This is a genomic window from Saccharopolyspora sp. ID03-671 (genome assembly GCF_045278815.1).
Lineage (GTDB): Bacteria > Actinomycetota > Actinomycetes > Mycobacteriales > Pseudonocardiaceae > Saccharopolyspora > Saccharopolyspora ipomoeae.
Map to the genome: position 1 here is coordinate 3,656,958 of NZ_CP134054.1, position 17,269 is coordinate 3,674,226.

Below are 17,269 nucleotides of genomic sequence, written 5' to 3' on the forward strand. Positions count from 1 at the left end.
CCCGGCCGAGCGCCCCGAAAACTGAAAAACCCTCAATCCCGGAAGATCAGAAGCTTCAGCATGATGAAGTTGATCATCGTCCCGAGCCCCTGGGCGATGACCCAGAAGAGGGTGAACTGCCAGGCCTCCTGCGCGTTGAACAGCACGCACAGCACCTGGTTGGAGCCCATGTTCACGAAGAACGTCGTGGTGTAGAGCACGGCGAAGGCCCCGGCCTTCGCGGTGGTGTTGCCCTGGCCGGCGCCCTGGAAGGTGAACTTCCGGTTGATGATGTAGGACGCCGTGGTCCCGAGGATGAACGAGATCGACTTCGACAACCACACCGGCCACCCGAGCACGCCCAGCAACAGCGAGTAGGTCCCGAAGTCGATGACCGCGCACCCACCGCCGATGACGATGAAGCGGGTCAGCTGGGCTAGAACCCCCAGCTTCTTGGGTTCGGTTGCGGTTTCGGCCACTGTCACAGGTTCACCTTCAAGCAACGACGGCAGGACCGGACGCCCAGGACCGTCCGCGTCCAGGTTGCCCGGACAGCGGTAGACACGTCCCTCGCGAGTGTAGCGATGACGCTTCGCGCATCGCCGGGGACCGCTCGTACCCGGCGGTAGAACAACCCGATGCGCGGATAGACTCGGCTGGGTGGGATCGGTAAAGGACGACTCGCTGACACCGAGAGGCCGGGCGCGCACGGCGCCGACCAGGGCCGTTGTCGGTGCGTCCGCCGACCACCACTGGCAGGGAGGCTTCGGCGGTCCGCTCCGGTCGCCGGGTCTGCTCGTAGCGGACGGTGAGGTCCGCGTCCGCACGCTCGGGAGTGCACCCTCGGAGCTGTCCTGGACGACCGTCGGCCGGCTGGAATCGCCTGACGGCCTCCTGGAGATCACCAAGTTCGAGCACGTCGCACACGTGCAGATGAATCAACTCGACCTTTCGCGAAGGCTGGGCCTGTGACCGCAGCAATGGAGTACCGCACGCTGACCGGTTGGGCACGAACCGCGCCGTCCCGGGCGCGCGTGCTCAGCACGACCGACGTCGACGCCATCGCCGAGGCGGTGCGCACCGCCGACGAGCGGGGCGTCATCGCCCGCGGCTTGGGCCGCAGCTACGGCGACGTCGCGCAGAACGCCGGTGGCGTGGTCGTCGACATGACCGCGCTGAACCGCGTTCACGACATCAACCCGGACACCGCCATCGTCGACGTCGACGCGGGCGTGAGCCTGGAAGAGCTGATGAAGGCCGCGCTGCCGTACGGCCTGTGGGTCCCGGTTCTGCCGGGTACTCGGCAGGTCACGGTGGGTGGCGCGATCGCCAACGACATCCACGGCAAGAACCACCACTCGGCGGGCAGCTTCGGCAACCACGTGGTGGCGATGGATCTGCTGACCGCGGACGGCGAGATCCGCACGATCACGCCGAACGGCCCGGACGCCGACCTGTTCTGGGCGACGGTGGCCGGCATCGGCCTGACCGGCATCATCCTGCGGGCGTCGATCCGGATGACCCGGACGGAGACGGCGTACTTCATCGCCGACGCCGACCGGACGGCGAACCTCGACGAGACGATCGAGCTGTTCAACGACGGTTCGGACGACAAGTACACGTACTCGTCGGCGTGGTTCGACTCGATGTCGACGGGCCCGAAGCTGGGCCGGGGCGCGTTCGGCCGCGGTTCGCTGGCGACGCTGGACCAGCTGCCGCCGAAGCTGCGGGCCGACCCGCTGAAGTTCGACGCGCCGCAGCTGCTGACGCTGCCGGACATCTTCCCGCCGCGGCTGGCGAACAAGCTCACGTTCGGCACGATCGGTGAGCTGTACTACATGAAGACGCCGAAGCGCGGCCGGGACCTGATCCAGAACCTGACGGCCTTCTACCACCCGCTGGACCTGATCGGCGAGTGGAGCCGCGCGTACGGTTCGCAGGGCTTCCTGCAGTACCAGTTCTCGCTGCCGTACGGCAAGGACGAGGACCTGAAGCGGATCATCCGCAAGGTCGCGAACTCCGGCCACGTGTCGTTCCTGAACGTCATCAAGAAGATGGGCGAGGGCAACCGCGCCCCGCTGTCCTACCCGCACCCCGGCTGGCTGGTGTGCCTGGACTTCCCGATCGTGGACGGTCTGGGCCGCTTCTGCCAGGAGCTGGACGAGGACATCATGGGCCTCGGCGGCCGGCTGTACACGGCGAAGGACTCGCGCACGACGGCCGAGAACTTCCACAAGATGTACCCGCGGGCGGAGGAGTTCTCCAAGATCCGCAAGACCATTGACCCCGAAGGCAAATTCGCCTCAGACATGAGCCGGAGGCTTGAGCTGTGATCGACGCTGTTGGCAACCCCCAATCGCTGCTGGTGCTGGGCGGCACCTCGGACATCGCGCTGACCACCGCGAAGCAGTACGCGCAGGCGCAGCCGCTGCGGATCGTGCTGGCCGACCGCCCCGAGGAGTCGGAGCGCCTCAACGCCGCGGCCGAGGAGCTGCGCAAGACCGGCAGCACGGTGTCGATCCTGCACTTCGACGCCCGCAAGCCGGAGACGCACGCCGAGGTCATCGACAAGGCCTTCGCCGACGGCGACGTCGACGTCACCCTGATCGCCTTCGGCATCCAGGGCGACAACGAGAAGGGCTGGACGGACTTCGAGGCCGCCCGCGCGGTCGCCGACATCAACTACGTGGCCCCGGTGGGCCTCGGAGTGCTGCTGGCCAACAAGCTCAAGAAGCAGGGCCACGGCAGCATCGCGGTGATGGCCTCCCCGGCCGGTGAGCGCGCTCGCCGCTCGAACTTCGTCTACGGCTCGTCGAAGGGCGGCCTGGACATCTTCTACACCGGGCTGACCTACGCGCTGGAGGAGCACGGTGTGAAGGTCACCGTGATCCGCCCGAACTTCGTGCACACGAAGCTGACCGCGGGCATGAAGCCGCCGCCCATGTCGCAGACCCCGGACCAGGTCGCCGCGGCGATCATCGACGGCGTCCGCAAGGGCAAGGAAGAGGTCTACGCGCCCGGCCAGATGCGCTGGGTGATGTTCGTGCTCAAGCACGTCCCGCGTTTCATCTTCAAGAAGCTGCCGTTCTGATCGGGTGAGCTCAGCGGGGCCGTCGGGTGCTTCCCGGCGGCCCCGTTCTCGTCTTCGGCCCGTTCTCCCCTCCCCGACCGCCACCGCCGCGTTCCCGCTTTGGGATAAGTTGTTGTCATCGGCGGGCAACGTTTCGGCCCTGCGCAGCGATCTGTCATTGTGCGGGCTCGCGACGCCTGCCAGGCTTCCGTCAGGAAGCGCGGATGCCCGGAGAAGTGGGGTTCCCCAGGCATCCGCGTCCGTGGGTCCTCCGCCTGCCCTCAAGTTCCGGGGGACCCACGGAACGTCCGTGAGACGCGCGCCCCCGTTGCCAGGTTTCGCGAGCAGTCCGGGAACACCGCGTTTTTCGCCCGTTCGGCCCATCTCCGGCGCGTTCACCGGTACCGCACGTGGGCGACTGGACACCGGCAGTAGCCTCATCCCTCGTGGACGACTTCGAGACGGCCATCGCCGAGTACTACCGGCTCGGTCCGGAACGGGATCGCCTGAGCACCTGGGGATATCTGGAAGCGCTGCGCACCGCGGACCTGCTGGGCAGGCACCTGCCGCCCGCGCCGGGTGTCGTCTACGACATCGGCGGCGCGGAGGGCGCCTACGCCCTGCCGCTGGCCCGCGACGGCTACGCGGTGCACCTGGTCGACGCGTGGGAGCCGCACGTGGCGGCCGCCGCGGAGGCCTCGGCGGCCCAACCGGCGGCGCCGCTGGCGAGCTGCGCGGTCGGCGACGCCCGCGACCTGTCCTTCGAGGACAGCACCGCCGACGCGGTGCTGCTGCTCGGCCCGCTGTACCACCTGCTGGAGCGCGCCGACCGGTTGCGGGCGCTGCGCGAGGCGCACCGGGTGCTCAAGCCGGGCGGGGTGCTGCTGGCGGCCGCGGTGTCGCGGTACGCCTCGACGTTCGACGGGGTGGCGGTGGGCGACATCGGCGACGAGGACTTCCAGGAGCTGGTGGAGGGCGTGCTGGACGACGGCCTGCACCGCAACACCGACCCGGGCGAGCACCCGCGCTGGTTCACCCTGACCTACTTCCACCGGCCCTCCGACCTGCGCGACGAGGTCGCCGACGCGGGCTTCCGGGCGATCGAGCTGGTGGCGGTGGAGAGCGCGGCGGCGTGGGCGACCGACACCCGCAGGCTCGCCGACCCGGGGCACCGGGACGCGGTGCTCAAGGCGATCCGCCGCGTCGAGTCGGTGCCGGAGCTGCTGGGCGCGAGCCCTCATCTCATGGCGGTCGCGCGCAAGTCCCACTGACGTCTCGTCGGACGCCTTCCGGCGTGTCGGACAACCCGGCCGGGGGCGGGACTCGTGAAACTGCAAGAGACTCAACGCAGTTCTTCCACCGGCATCCCGGGAGACCCCCAGCGTGAAGTACCTGACGGACACCGCCGCCGCCGAACCGGCAGCCGAGCCGCACCACGACGAGGGGCCTCGGCGTTCGCGCCTGGGCCGGTGGCTGGCGCACGTCGTCGCGCTCTGCCTGGGGATCGCGGGCCTGTGCTGCGCGCTCGCCCTGCCGCTGGCGCCGGTGCTGCTGGACCGCACCGAGGTGCACTGGCCGGCTGATGTGCAAAAGCAGGCCGGGACCGGCGAGAACCCCACGACGACGGCGTTCCTCACGCCCTACCGACCGGCGGAGTTCCGCGCGACGGTGCCGTGCGCGACGATGCGCGCCGCCCAAGCCCGGCCGGAGCCGACGACGGTGCTGAGCACGCTGCCGCCGGGCAGCGACCGCGAGGGCCTGACTCTGTCCACTCAGGACGGGAAGCCGCGGCTGCTGCTGGGCGAGCGCGAGGTCCGGCTGCCCGCCGGGACGTGCGGGCTGACGGTGCGCGGCGACGGGATGAACTCGGTCGTCGAACCGGCCGGGCGCGCGCCGATCGCCCTGCCGGGCGTGCCGGCGCCGGAGGTGTTCACCCTCGCCACGGCGCTGGAAGGCGAGCAGCTGCGCGGGTTCTCGGTCACCGCGCGCACATACTCGTGGGCCGACACCGCGCCCACCGAGACCAAGCGGAGCCTGATCGAGGCGTCGCTGCTGCTGGCGGTGTGCTCGTTGCTGCTGCTGTTCGCCCACACCCCGCCGGTGCTGGGCCGGTTCCGGGTGCGCCCGCTGCTGTGGCCGGTGGACGCCGGGGTGGCGGCGGTGATCTGGACGTGGCTGTTCGTCGGCCCGCTCACCGACGACGACGGCTTCGCGATGATGACGGTCCGCAACTACGCCGAGTCCGGCGACATCGGCAACTACTACCGCTGGTTCAACGCCTCCGAGGCCCCGTTCACGCTGGTGCAGCACTTCATGCGCTGGTGGTCGGCGGACGGGCTGGACCCGTTCTGGCTGCGGACGCCCAGCGCGATCGCGGGGTTCCTGACCTGGCTGCTGGTCAGCCGCGGCATCGTCGCCCCGCTCTGCCGGAACAGCCGCAGGCTGCCGGTGCACCTGGTCTCGGCCGTGCTCTTCCTGGCCTGCTGGCTGCCGTACGGCCTGGGCATCCGCCCGGAGCCGTTCCTGGCGCTGGGCACCTCGATCCTGGTGGCGTCGCTGCTGCTGGCCTCGCGCAGCTCCGCGCCGTTCGGCTGGCTGGGCGTGGCCGCGCTGGCCTGCGGGTTGACGGTGTCGATCACGCCGACCGGGGTGAGCGCGCTGCTGATGGTGCTGGTCTTCGCCCCGCGCATCGCCGCGCTGCTGATGCGGCCGGGGGCCCTGCCGCGCTGGGTGCTGGTGCCGACGCGGGTCGCGCTGCTGGCGAGCCTGGGGTCGGTCGGGCTGGTGGCGATGTTCGCCGACTCGTCGCTCAACGGCGTGCTGGGCGCGACCCGGGTGCACGACGAGTTCGGGCCGAGCCTGGGCTGGTACCAGGAGATCGACCGCTACGCGAAGCTGCTGGGCACCACCATGTGGGGCACCGCGAGCAAGCGGCTGGTGGTGTTCCTGGTGATCACGGCGGTGCTGATCAGCGCGGCCTGCGCGATGCGGCGGCTGCACCGGTCGGTCGACATGCCGGAGCTGCCGCTGCTGCTGGGTTCGGTCGCCTCGGTGCTGGCGGCGCTGTGGCTGACCCCGTCGAAGTGGACGCACCACTTCGGCGCGCTGATCGGCGTCGGCCCGGCGCTGGTGGCGGTGACCGCGGTGCTGCTGGTGCGCGTCGGCAAGCTCCCCGACGCGCAGCGGGAGGCGCGGCTGCTGGGCGTGTTCGGGACGATCGCGGCCTCGGTCGCGGCGGGGCTGGCGTTCATGGGCCCGAACGCGTGGCCGTGGCAGTCGAACCTGGCGATGCCGTGGTCGGACACCCCGGTGCGGCCGGACGTGCCGCTGGACAGCCCGGTGCTCTGGATGCTCGTCGGGCTCGTGACCGGCCTGCTCACGCTGGTCGCGCTGCTGATCCGGATGCGGCTGCGGTCGCGGCCGCTGGGCGGTCTGATGTGGACGGTCGCACCGGCGTCGGTGCTGGCGGGTTCGTCGCTGGCGATGGCCCTGGTGCTGCTGGGATCGTTCCTGTCGGTGCCGGAGACGATGGGCGACCGGTTCTCGGTGGCCCGGATGAACCGGCTCAGCCACGAGGCCACCAGCTGCGGCCTGGAGGACGAGGTGCAGGCGCTGCCGGTCGCCGAATCCCTCCGCCCCCTCGACCCCGGCGCCACCGGCGAGCTGGACGGGTTCACCGCCGGCGGAGCCCCGCCGCAGGAACCGGACCTGCGGCTGGAAGATCGCGGCGGCCCGCTGCAGCGGCCGGAACCGGCCGATCCGGACGACCCGCGCGGCGACGAGCCCACCGCCCGCAGCGCCAGCGACTTCGCCTGGACCAGCCGGACCGGCGGGCCGCAGAACACCGGATCGCTGATCACCCCGTGGTTCGGGCTCCCGGAGGTCGGCGCCGAGCAGACCCTGTCGCTGTGGGTGTCGGGCCGCCCGGAGCAGGGCAACACCCTGACGCTGGAGTTCGCCGCCGGGCAGCGCCCGCTGGGGCGCGAGGTGCTGCGCGACCCGCCGCCGACCGACCTGCCGTTCAAGGACCCCCGGCACGGCCGCGAGGACGACTGGCGCGACTTCACCGCCTGGCGCTCGCTGACCGTCGAGCCCGGCGACATCCCGGCCGGGGCCGACCGGGTTCGCGTGCTGGCCACCGACCGCAGCACCGACCGGCAGGGCTGGCTGAGCATCAGCGGCCCGGTGGTGCGCGACGTGGTGGGGCTGCGGCAGGCGCTGGACGCGCAGGGACCGGTGCTCACCGACTGGCCGATGAGCTTCGTGTTCCCCTGCCGCAGCGACTACCCGCAGGTCGGGCACGGTGTCGCGGCGACCCCGCGGATGCTGATCACGCCGCCGGAGGGCGAGTACTCGATGGCCTACGACGCCGAGCTCGGCGGCGTGTTCGCCGGGGTGCCGATGGTCTCGCAGCGGATGGAGCTGCCCACCCGGCTGCGCGGGGCGCCGGGCTACAGCTGGGGTCACCTGCTCGCGGTCCGCTACGACCGCGAGCACGACGCCTACACCACGACTCGCCGGCGGGAACGCGTCAGCGGCGCCGATGGGGACGGTGACTACCCGTTCGATCAGGGGTGATCGTGCATGCGGGAGACGGCGGGATGCCTGAAACTGACCTTCCCGGGGCCGGAATCAGGCCCACCCGCTGAACGTCGCTGAGCTGGGGGAACGGTGCTGGACGGGATGGAGCGAACCGCGGACGCCTCACCGCCCGCACCCGCAGCACTCGCACCGCGCCGCCGATTCGCGCACGTCGCGGGTCTGCTCGTCGGCGTCCTCGCGGTGCTGGCCGCGCTGGTCGTGCCGTTCGCGCCGGTGATCGGCGAGCGGGTCACCGTCACGTGGCCGCAGGCCGGTCAGCAGCCGGAGTCCACGCTCGCGTTCGTCGTCCCGTACCACCCGGACCAGGTCCACGTCCGGGTTCCGTGCGAGGCGGTTCGCGCAGGTCAGGACCGGGGTGCGCCGACGACGCTGGTGTCCTCGCGGCCGCCCGGCCAGCCCACCGAGGGTTTCGCGGTCACCACCGCGCAGGACCACGTGATCGTCTTGGTCGCCGGGGTCGAGGCGCTGCGCGCTCCCATCGCGAGCGCCCCGATCGCGGGGGCTTGCGACGTGGCCGTCGACGGCGGCCCGTCCGGTTCGACGGTCCGCATCGGCGACCGGACGGCCTCGGTGCCCGCCGGGGTCCGCGACATCGTCGCCTTCGCCACCGACCTCTCCCCCGCCGAGGCGGACGGGACGCGGGTCGACGTGGTCACCGCGAACTGGTTCGCGACGTCCCCGACGCAGGGGAAGCTGCTGCTCATCGGCGTTCAGCTGCTGCTGGCGGCGGCCGGGTTCGCGGTCCTGGCGGTGCTGGACCGCCGACGGCGCCGCGACGTCGAGCGCCCGGTCCAGCGCCCGCTGCACCGGTTGATCGGCTACGGCTTCGACCTGGTGGTGCTGGCCGTGCTCGCCGGGTGGTGGCTGCTGGGGCCGAACTCGCCGGACGACTCGTTCGCCTCGGTGACCGTGCAGAACGGGCTCAACACCGGCGACATCGGCAACTACTACCGCTGGGAGAACGCCTCCGAGGCACCGTTCACGCTGGTCCAGCAGCTGCTGCTGCCGGTCGCCGAGTGGAACCAGAACCCGCTGGCCATGCGCGTTCCCAGCATCCTCGCGGCGCTGCTGACCTGGCTGATCCTCAGCCGCGGCGTGCTCGGCGCGGCCCTGCCCGGCAGGCACCGCCATCCGCTGGTCCGCGCGGTGGCCGTGATCGCGTTCCTGGGCTGGTGGCTGCCGTTCGGCATGGGCGTCCGCCCGGAGGCGTTCGAGGCGCTCGGCCTCACGGCCGTCCTCGCCGCTGTTCTGCAGGCCGCCCGCACCGAGCGGCGGCTCTGGCTCGGCGTGGCGGCCCTGTGCGCGGGCCTGTCGATCGCGATCAACCCGATGGGCCTCACCGCCGTGGCCCCGTTCCTGGTCCTGGCCCCGCGCCTCTGGCGGATGGCGGGCCCGGCGGTCCTCGCGGTGATGGCGGGCATCGCCTCGGTCGGCCTGGTCGCGATGTTCGCCGACCAATCGGTGTTCACCACCGCCAAGGCCACCGACCTGCACGGCTACTACGGCCCGAACGTCCCCTGGTTCCAGGAGATCACCCGCTACCAGTACCTCCTCGGCTTCGACCTGCAAGGCGACATCGCCCGCAGAGCAGCGGTCCTGCTCACCCTCCTCCTCGCCGCCTACACGCTCGTCGTCCTCCTCCGCGCCCGGGTCGGGCACCGCAGTTCTCCCCCGACGAAAGCCGGGGTGTTCGAACGGGTGACCGGGGTGACGGGTTGTGGTTGGTGCACGTGCCGGCTGCTTCCTTGCTGGTGAGCGTGGGTGTGATGACCTTGACGCCGTCGAAGTGGACGCACTACTTCGGCGCGCTCGCAGGAGTGGGAGCCGCTACGCTGGCCGCTGGGGCGGTGGTGATCGGGATCACCGCGGCCGCCGCGAGCCGGGACCGGGTGGTGCTCGTCGCCGCGCTGGTGACCACCGCGCTCGCCGGGGGCACCGCGGCGCTGGTCTTCTCCGGCAAGAACAACTGGTTCCTGCACTCCCAGTACGGGGTGCCCTGGGGCGAAGGCCCGGTCCGGCCGCTGAACAACCCGTTGTGCTGGCTGCTGATCGCCGGGCTGCTGATGGCCGGATCCGCGCTGGTCCGGCGACGGGACGACCGGATGCGCCAGGCGTTGATCCGCACGCCCGCACTGGTCTGCGTCACGGCGATGGGGGTGGCGGTGACGATCGTGCTCGGCTCGTTCGCGGTGGCACCGATCCGGCAGGGCCACGACGCCTACTCGATCGGCGGCCAGGGCCTCGACGCGGTGCGCGGCGGCAGCTGCGGCATCGCCGACAAGATCGTCGTCACCCCGGACCTCGCCCCGCTGCGCGGCGGCGACGGCGCCGAGATGGCCGGGTTCACCGAGGGCACCGGGTTCGCACCGGGGTTCACCCCGCCCGAAGGCGCCCCGGTGTGGGGCAGCCTGACCGGCGGGCAGATCAACACCGGCACCGTCACCACCGGCTGGTTCCCGCTGCCCGCGCTCGCCGAGGACCAGGAGCTGGCCGTCGGCGTCGCCGGGCGCAGTGGCGACGGCAACCGCGTCGCCCTGGAGTTCTCCGGCCCCGGCGGCACCCGCGAAGTCATCCTCGACGACACCTGGCGCGACGCCGACGAGCGCGAGACCTACCCGACCGATCACGTCATCGAGGACGAGCCGCAGGACCACCCCGGCTGGCGCGACCTGCACCTCTCCCCCGCGCAGATCCCGCCCGGCGCCGACCGGGTCCGCATCACCGCACTCGACGGCACCACCGACCCGGCCGGTTGGGTCGCGGTCAGCGGCCCCCGGATCCGGCAGGTCATCCCGCTGCCCGAGTACATGCGCGGAAAGGCCCCGACCTACGTCGACTGGTCCATGACCTGGAACGCGCCGTGCCTGCGGGACCTGCCGAAGGTCCAGGACGGCCTGGTCGAACCGCCCGCGTACCTGGTGACGCCGCCGAACTCGATGGGCTTCGGCGGGACCGCCGCCTTCGAGCGCGGCATCGGCGGGGCGTTCGCCGGGGTCCGCGACGTCGGTGTCCAAAAAGAGATCCCGACAAGGCTCAACGGAGAAGAGAAAACACCCGATTACTCCGAGTGGGGACACCTGTTCGAGGTGGAATACCCCTACCCGGGCAACCGATTCGACGTCCAACGCGTTGACGAGCCGCGGTGGGGTTGGCGAGGGGAGTGACCATGTCCGACGCGATTCGCCACGAGGTCGGGATACCGGTGCCGCAGCAGAAGCAGCGGCACGAGGACGAGACCGGGCAGCTGATCTCCTACGTCCTTCCCGTCTACAACGAGGCCGAGGGCATCAAGCACTTCCACGCCGAACTGACCTCCACCGTCGCCGGGCGGCCCGAGTTCGACTACGAGTTCGTCTACGTCAACGACGGTTCCGCCGACGGATCGCTGCGCATCCTGCGGGACATCGCCAAGAACGACCCGCGGGTGCGGGTCGTCGACTTCGCGCGCAACTTCGGCCACCAGATCGCCATCACCGCCGGGCTCGACCTCGCCACCGGCGACGCGGTGATCGTGATGGACACCGACCTGCAGGACCCGCCGAAGGTCAGCCTCGAGATGATCGACGCGTGGCTGGCCGGGGCGGAGGTCGTGCAGGCGCGGCGCCGGACCCGCCGCGACACCCCGTTCAAGCGGTTCACCGCGCACGCCTACTACCGGCTGCTGCGCAGCTGCGCCGAGGTCGACATCCCCGTCGACACCGGCGATTTCCGGCTCCTCGACAAGCGCGCCGCCGACGAGCTCCGCAGCTTCCGCGAACGCAGCCGGTTCATCCGCGGCATGGTCGCCTCGATGGGCTTCGAGCAGCAGGAACTTCTCTTCGACCGCGACGAGCGCGTGGCGGGCGAGACCAAGTACCCGATGCGCAAGATGCTGCGGCTGGCCGCCGACGGCGTCACCGGGTTCTCCACCGTCCCGCTCAAGCTCATCACCCGGATGGGGTTCGCGAGTCTCGCGCTGGCGCTCGCGGGGATCATCTACTCGGTAACGCTGCGGCTGTTCTTCCCCGAGATCACCGTGTCCGGGTGGACGATGCTGATGGTCGTGATGCTGTTCCTGGGCGGTCTGCAGATGCTGTCGCTGGGGGTCATCGGCAGCTACATCGGCCGCATCTACCACGAAGTGCAGCAACGCCCCCTCTACATCGTCCGGGATGTGATCCGGCATGACCAAGCTTGAGCCGCGCCCCCGGCTGATCAGCCGGGAACTGCTGCTCTACGCGGTGATCGGCGGCAGCGGCGTGCTGCTCGACTACCTGCTGTTCCTGGTGCTGTTCAACTACGTCGGCGTGCACCACCAGGTCGCCAACGCGCTCAGCACGACCGCCGGGATCACCAACAACTTCGTGCTCAACTCGGTGTTCAACTTCCGCAAGACCGACCGGATCCTGGTGCGGTTCCTGCGCTTCTACGCGGTGGGCATCGCCGGGATCGTGCTCACGTTCCTGCTGCTCGCGGCGTTCTCGACCGGTCTCGGCATCGACGCCAACCTCGTCAAGCTCGCCAGCCTGCCCGTCGTCCTGCTGTTCCAGTACACGATCAACAAGAGGTGGAGTTTCGGATGAGAGTGGGGATCGTCGGCGCCGGCGCCACCGGCCTGACCGCGGCCTTCGACGCGGTGCGCGCCGGACACGACGTGACGGTGCTGGAAGCCTCCGACGAGCTCGGCGGGCTCGCGGCCTCCCTCCAGGTCGGCGGCACCCCGCTGGAGCGCTTCTACCACCACAGCTTCGCCAGCGACACCGCGATGATCGAGCTCATCGAGGAGCTCGGGCTGCGGGACAAGCTGCGGTTCCACAAGCCCACCACCGGGATCTACCTGGACGGGAAGCTGCACGACTTCGGCACGCCGGTGGAGATGCTGAAGTTCCCCGAGTTCTCGATGATCGACCGGTTCCGGTTCGGCGCGTCCTCGGCCGCGCTCAAGGTGATCCACGACGGCGCCCGGTTCAACGAGGTGCGGGCGTTGGACTGGATGCGCCGGTGGGCGGGGCCGAAGGTGACCTCGAAGATCTGGGAGCCCCTGCTGCAGGGGAAGTTCGGCGAGCACGCCGAGGAGATCTCGATGGCGTGGCTGTGGGCTCGGATCCACTGCCGGACGTTCGAACTCGGGTACGTGCACGGCGGTTTCGAGCAGGTGTACCGGGCGCTGGCCGAGGCGGTGAGCGAGCGCGGCGGGAAGATCGAGTTCGGCAAACCGGTGTCGTCGATCGCCCAGCCCGGGGAGGAGGTGCTGGTCAGGGCCGGTGATGGGAGCGAGTACGAGTTCGACCGGCTCATCGTCACGGTTCCGCAGCCCGCGTTCGCCAAGGCCGCCGACATCGAGTCCGACGACGTGCTCTGGCGCAATCAGTACCTCGGCGCGACCTGCTTCATCCTGGAGCTCGACCGCAGCGTCATCCCGTACTACTGGCTCAACATCAACGACCCGGAGTTCCCGTTCCTGGCGGTCGTCGAGCACACCAACATGGTCGACCGGCATGAGTACGGGGGGAACCACGTCGTCTACGTCGGCAACTACGTGCCGCGCGACGACTGGCGGTTCACCACCGACCCGGCGGACCTGCTCGACCGGTACGTGCCCTGGCTGAAGCGGCTCAACCCCGACTTCGACCGCTCCTGGATCCGGAACTGGCACTTCTCCAAGGCCGGTTTCGCCCAGCCCATCGTGACTCCGACCTACCGGTCCCTGATCCCCCCGCACACCACGCACCTGCCCGGGGTCACCCTGGCCACGATGTCCCAGATCTACCCCCAGGACCGGGGTCAGTCGTACGCGATCGCGATGGCGCACGAGGTGACCGAGCGGTTGGGCCTTCGCTGACCTTCCTCTGGGGGGTGGGGAAGTTTTCATGAAAACTTCCCGTCTCTCGGGACGTCCTCGGGGGTGGGGTTTTGGGGCCTTCGAGGTGGTTGAGCTGGGGTTTTGGGGTTTCGTCTTGTGGGTGGGTGGGGAAGTTTTCATGAAAACTTCCCCACCCCTTGGGGTCTGTTCAGGGGCGCTTCGCGGGGTCCTTCTGCGAGGGTTCGGAGTGGCGATTTCGCCTGAAATTGGCTTCGTTCCTCGGTTCTCCTCGCGTTGTGGGGGTTGCCAATTTCAGGCGAAGTTTCCACTGCCTTTCGAAACGCACCCGTAGTGGGTCGCTTCTGCCGAAGCTTGGGTTGGTTTGGTCTCGTTCGTTTCGAAACGTATTGGTATTTCTTGGTTTTCAGGCTCTTAGCTTGGGTTCAGGCCTGGGGTTCCGTCCTGGATCGTGAAGGTGGCCAGGTCTTCCGCCTCGGCGCCCGGCTTGGAGACGTGCGGGAGGACCTTGTAGGTGGCTTCCACCTTCTCCTCCGTGATCTTGGTGGAGATGTAGCCGCGCTGGTTGCTGTAGAGCTTCACGTGGGGGTTCTCCGCCAAGTAGGCCTTCTCCTTGTCCGTGAGCTCCGCTGAGCCGTCGCCGCCGCTGGTGATCGAGGTCGCGGTGAGCTCGGTGGCGACCACGTCCTCGCCGTCGTGGATCTCGTTGGCCCAGTGGGTGTGCACATCTCCGGTGAGCACCACCGGGTTCCGGGTGCCCGCCTGCTTCCAGCCCTCGATCACCCGCTTCCGGGAACCGACGTAGCCGTCCCAGGCGTCCGGGTTGTACGCCTTCTCGTCGCCGTTCAGGTAGTCGATCTCGGCGAACATGACCTGCTGGCCGAGGACGTCCCACCGGGCTCGCGACGAGCGCAGGCCCTGCAGCAGCCAGCGCTCCTGCTCCGCGCCCGTGAGGCTGCGCTTCGGGTCCAGGCGCGCCGGGTCCTGCGTCGGGAACTCGTCGTTGCCGACCTGGTCGTCGCGGTACTGGCGGGTGTCGAGCATGTGGAACGTCGCCAGCGAACCCCACTCGATCCGCCGGAACAACCGCAGGTCGATGCCCTGCGGGACCTGGGCTCGGCGCAGCGGCATGTTCTCGTAGTACGCCTGGAACGCGGCCTTGCGGCGCTCCAGGAAGTTCGGCTGCGGCTCGTCGGGGTGCTCGTAGACCTCGTCCGCCCAGTTGTTGTCCAGCTCGTGGTCGTCCCAGACGACCACCCACGGGGCCGCGGCGTGCGCGTGCTGCAGGTCGGCATCCGTCTTGTACTGGGCGTGCCGCTGCCGGTAGTTGGCCAGCGTCTCGGTCTCCGGCCCGGCGTGATCGCGGATGTTGCCGCCCGGGATCTCGTAGTCGCCCGCCTGGTACTCGTACTGGTAGTCGCCCAGGTGCAGGACCAGGTCCGGGCGCTCGTCGCCCAGGTGCCGGTACGCGGTGAAGTAGCCGTGCTCGTACTGGGCGCAGGAGGCGAAAGCCATGTGCAGCTCGCCCATCGTGCCCGGCAGCGGGGCCGTGCGGGTGCGTCCGGCCGGCGAGACCTCGCCCTCGGCGCGGAAGCGGTAGAAGTAGTCCCGGCCCGGGCGCAGGCCCTCCAGCTCCACGTGAACGCTGTGCCCCAGCTCGGGCGCGGCCTGGGCCTCGCCGCGGCGGACCACGCGGGTGAAGTTCTCGTCCTCGGCGATCTCCCACTCCACCGGGATCGCCTTGTTCGGCATGCCGCCCATGCCGTCCTCCGCCAGCGGGTCGGCCGCCAACCGCGTCCACAGCACGAACCCGTCGGGCAGCGGGTCGCCCGAGGCCACGCCCAAGCTGAACACCCCGGCGCGTCGGACCGCACCGGCACCCGGCAACGACAACGCCGACGGGGCGCCGGCCACCGTCAGCGCCGCGGCACCCGCGGCACCGCCCAGCAGCACGTGCCGCCGCGAGAGCTTCGAAACGTCCATGACAGCAGGTCCTCCATCGATTCGGGAACGCCGTCCACTCTCACCGCGCGGGGTGAACGGGCCGATGATCGTCGATGAACAAACCGTGCAGAACGGCGAAGCCCCCGGCCACCAGGGGCCGGGGGCTTCGCCGAGAAGCGTTGCTCAGAGGTAGAACGCCAGGAACAGGCAGCCGGCGAGGATCGCGCCGAGCACCATCAGGACCTTGTCCTTGAGGACCACTTCCTCCGGCTCACCGGCGACACCCTTGTCGATGTCCACCGCGTACCGCAGGATCGCGATCACCATCGGGACGATGGAGATCAGGCCCCAACGCGACATCTCGAACTCGCGGATGTCGTAGGCCCACAGCGAGTAGGTCATGATCGTGATCGCGGCCGCGATCGCCCACACGAACCGCAGGTACGACGGCGAGTACGCCTTCAGCGACTTGCGGATCTTCGCGCCGGTCTCGGCCGCCAGCTTCACCTCGGCGTAGCGCTTGCCCGCCACCATGAACAGCGAGCCGAACGCCACGATCAGGTAGAACCACTGGGTGATCACCAGGTTCGCCGCCGCACCACCGGCGATGGCGCGCAGCAGGAACCCGGAGGCCACGATGCACAGGTCGATCACCGGCTGGTGCTTGAGGCCGAAGCAGTAGCCCAGCTGCACCGCGATGTAGAGCGCCATCACCGCCAGCAGCTGCATGCTCGTCAGAGCCGAGATCACCAGCGAGCCGCCCAGCAGCAGCACGCACACCACGTAGGCGATCGGCACCGGGATCAGCCCGGCCGCGATCGGCCGGTTGCGCTTGGTCGGGTGCTGCCGGTCCGCCTCGACGTCGATCGCGTCGTTGACGAAGTAGATGCCCGACGCGGCCATCGAGAACACCACGAACGCGACCACCGCGTCGAGCAGGATGGCCGGGTCCAGGATCTCGCCCGCCGCGAACGGCACGGCCAGCACCAGGACGTTCTTCACCCACTGCTTCGGGCGAAGCTCCTTGATCAGACCGGTCACCAGGCCCGCGGGCGTGCCCGCCTTGGCGGTCACCTTCGCGTGGTAGGCGTCCGACGACTTGTCCTTGTCGTCGTCGGTCTTCGCCGGCTCGGATTCCAGCACCTCGTCGCCGAACTCGGCGCCGATGGTGCCTTCCGCGTCAGACTCCACCTCAGCCTTCCTGGCGTCGGTCGCCTCCTCGGCATCGGGAGCCTTCTCGGCATCAGGCGTCTCGGCCACGTCGGCCGAAGCTTGCTTGTTGTCAGGCACGGTTCCTCCGCCGTCTCATGAATCGCCGGGTGGCCAGTGCCACGGCACCGCCGAGCACCGAACCGGCGACCACATCGCTCGGGTAATGAACCCCCAGGACAAGACGGCTGACCATCATCGGCGGCACGAGGGCCGGGGTCAGCTTCTTGCCGGTCAACCCGCCGTAGAGCACCGCGGCGGCCGTCGTGGACGTCGCGTGCGAGGACGGGAAGCTCAGCTGGCTCGGCGTACCGACCAGCACCTGGATCTCGGGGTCTTTCGGGCGCGGGCGGCGGACCACCCGCTTGACCGCGATCGACGCCGCGTGCGCGGCGGCGACCCCGGCAGCGGCGGTGACCCACTCACCGCGGCGCTTGCGATCGGCCAGCGCGCCGACGGCACCGATGGCCAGCCAGCCCGCCGCGTGCTCGCCGAACAGCGACATCGCGTGCGCCGTCTTGACGACCGCGGGCTTGGCCAGCGCGCCCTGCACCTTGCGCAGCGCGACGGTCTCGGCCGTGACCTGCTCGTCCTGCTTGAGGTCGGTCACGTCGTCGGGGCCGATCAACGTAGTCAGCTCTGCCACTTCGTCTCCGGGAAGGTCG

General features: G+C 70.0%; 14 protein-coding genes. 10 read left to right on the forward strand and 4 right to left on the reverse strand.

Annotation, left to right across the window (positions count from 1 at the left end; all coding sequences use genetic code 11):
* Window positions 1-32: 32 nt before the first annotated feature.
* Complete coding sequence (locus REH65_RS16790; protein WP_406688259.1) at window positions 33-458, reverse strand: GtrA family protein; 426 nt, start codon at window positions 456-458, stop codon at window positions 33-35.
* A 181-nt stretch (window positions 459-639) separates the two neighbouring features.
* On the opposite strand from REH65_RS16790, the gene REH65_RS16795 reads away from it, so the two are divergent.
* From REH65_RS16795 to REH65_RS16840, 10 genes are all read left to right on the forward strand, one after another.
* Window positions 640-951: a hypothetical protein gene (locus REH65_RS16795; RefSeq protein WP_281458326.1), complete on the forward strand. Its 312-nt coding sequence runs from the start codon at window positions 640-642 to the stop codon at window positions 949-951.
* A gap of 8 nt (window positions 952-959) precedes the next feature.
* Window positions 960-2,312: an FAD-binding oxidoreductase gene (locus tag REH65_RS16800; RefSeq protein WP_281458372.1), complete on the forward strand. Its 1,353-nt coding sequence runs from the start codon at window positions 960-962 to the stop codon at window positions 2,310-2,312.
* Window positions 2,309-3,070: a decaprenylphospho-beta-D-erythro-pentofuranosid-2-ulose 2-reductase gene (locus REH65_RS16805; protein WP_093423073.1), complete on the forward strand. Its 762-nt coding sequence runs from the start codon at window positions 2,309-2,311 to the stop codon at window positions 3,068-3,070. Before REH65_RS16800 ends, REH65_RS16805 begins: the two co-directional genes overlap by 4 nt.
* A gap of 425 nt (window positions 3,071-3,495) precedes the next feature.
* Complete coding sequence (locus tag REH65_RS16810) at window positions 3,496-4,320, forward strand: class I SAM-dependent methyltransferase (RefSeq protein ID WP_406688260.1); 825 nt, start codon at window positions 3,496-3,498, stop codon at window positions 4,318-4,320.
* Window positions 4,321-4,432: 112 nt separating this feature from the next.
* Window positions 4,433-7,627, forward strand: a complete 3,195-nt coding sequence (locus REH65_RS16815; protein ID WP_406688261.1) for an arabinosyltransferase domain-containing protein — start codon at window positions 4,433-4,435, stop codon at window positions 7,625-7,627.
* A gap of 105 nt (window positions 7,628-7,732) precedes the next feature.
* Window positions 7,733-9,406, forward strand: a complete 1,674-nt coding sequence (locus REH65_RS16820; protein ID WP_406688262.1) for an arabinosyltransferase domain-containing protein — start codon at window positions 7,733-7,735, stop codon at window positions 9,404-9,406.
* An 11-nt stretch (window positions 9,407-9,417) separates the two neighbouring features.
* On the forward strand, window positions 9,418-10,815 hold the full coding sequence (locus REH65_RS16825) for an arabinosyltransferase C-terminal domain-containing protein (protein WP_406688263.1): 1,398 nt from the start codon (window positions 9,418-9,420) through the stop codon (window positions 10,813-10,815).
* A 2-nt stretch (window positions 10,816-10,817) separates the two neighbouring features.
* Window positions 10,818-11,828 (forward strand): glycosyltransferase, encoded by a 1,011-nt coding sequence (locus REH65_RS16830; RefSeq protein ID WP_406688264.1) that lies wholly within the window; start codon window positions 10,818-10,820, stop codon window positions 11,826-11,828.
* On the forward strand, window positions 11,815-12,213 hold the full coding sequence (locus REH65_RS16835) for a GtrA family protein (protein WP_406688265.1): 399 nt from the start codon (window positions 11,815-11,817) through the stop codon (window positions 12,211-12,213). The genes REH65_RS16830 and REH65_RS16835 overlap by 14 nt, the downstream gene beginning before the upstream one ends.
* Window positions 12,210-13,472 (forward strand): NAD(P)/FAD-dependent oxidoreductase, encoded by a 1,263-nt coding sequence (locus REH65_RS16840; protein WP_406688266.1) that lies wholly within the window; start codon window positions 12,210-12,212, stop codon window positions 13,470-13,472. Before REH65_RS16835 ends, REH65_RS16840 begins: the two co-directional genes overlap by 4 nt.
* 393 nt (window positions 13,473-13,865) lie before the next feature.
* On the opposite strand, the gene REH65_RS16845 is transcribed toward REH65_RS16840, so the two are convergent.
* The 3 genes from REH65_RS16845 to REH65_RS16855 all read right to left on the reverse strand — a co-directional run bounded on the left by REH65_RS16845 (window position 13,866) and on the right by REH65_RS16855 (window position 17,250).
* Window positions 13,866-15,434: an alkaline phosphatase D family protein gene (locus tag REH65_RS16845; protein WP_406688267.1), complete on the reverse strand. Its 1,569-nt coding sequence runs from the start codon at window positions 15,432-15,434 to the stop codon at window positions 13,866-13,868.
* Window positions 15,435-15,578: 144 nt separating this feature from the next.
* Window positions 15,579-16,538 (reverse strand): decaprenyl-phosphate phosphoribosyltransferase, encoded by a 960-nt coding sequence (locus REH65_RS16850; protein ID WP_406693185.1) that lies wholly within the window; start codon window positions 16,536-16,538, stop codon window positions 15,579-15,581.
* A gap of 139 nt (window positions 16,539-16,677) precedes the next feature.
* On the reverse strand, window positions 16,678-17,250 hold the full coding sequence (locus REH65_RS16855; RefSeq protein WP_406688268.1) for a phosphatase PAP2 family protein: 573 nt from the start codon (window positions 17,248-17,250) through the stop codon (window positions 16,678-16,680).
* Window positions 17,251-17,269: the final 19 nt, after the last annotated feature.

What these genes read in the sequence shown, in the direction of transcription:
- REH65_RS16840 (WP_406688266.1), top strand. Translation starts at nt 12,210, where the DNA reads ATGAGAGTGGGGATCGTCGGCGCCGGCGCCACCGGCCTGACCGCGGCC.
- REH65_RS16835 (WP_406688265.1), top strand. Translation starts at nt 11,815, where the DNA reads ATGACCAAGCTTGAGCCGCGCCCCCGGCTGATCAGCCGGGAACTGCTG.
- REH65_RS16800 (WP_281458372.1), top strand. Translation starts at nt 960, where the DNA reads ATGGAGTACCGCACGCTGACCGGTTGGGCACGAACCGCGCCGTCCCGG.
- REH65_RS16845 (WP_406688267.1), bottom strand. Translation starts at nt 15,434, where the DNA reads ATGGACGTTTCGAAGCTCTCGCGGCGGCACGTGCTGCTGGGCGGTGCC.
- REH65_RS16820 (WP_406688262.1), top strand. Translation starts at nt 7,733, where the DNA reads ATGGAGCGAACCGCGGACGCCTCACCGCCCGCACCCGCAGCACTCGCA.
- REH65_RS16830 (WP_406688264.1), top strand. Translation starts at nt 10,818, where the DNA reads ATGTCCGACGCGATTCGCCACGAGGTCGGGATACCGGTGCCGCAGCAG.
- REH65_RS16825 (WP_406688263.1), top strand. Translation starts at nt 9,418, where the DNA reads ATGACCTTGACGCCGTCGAAGTGGACGCACTACTTCGGCGCGCTCGCA.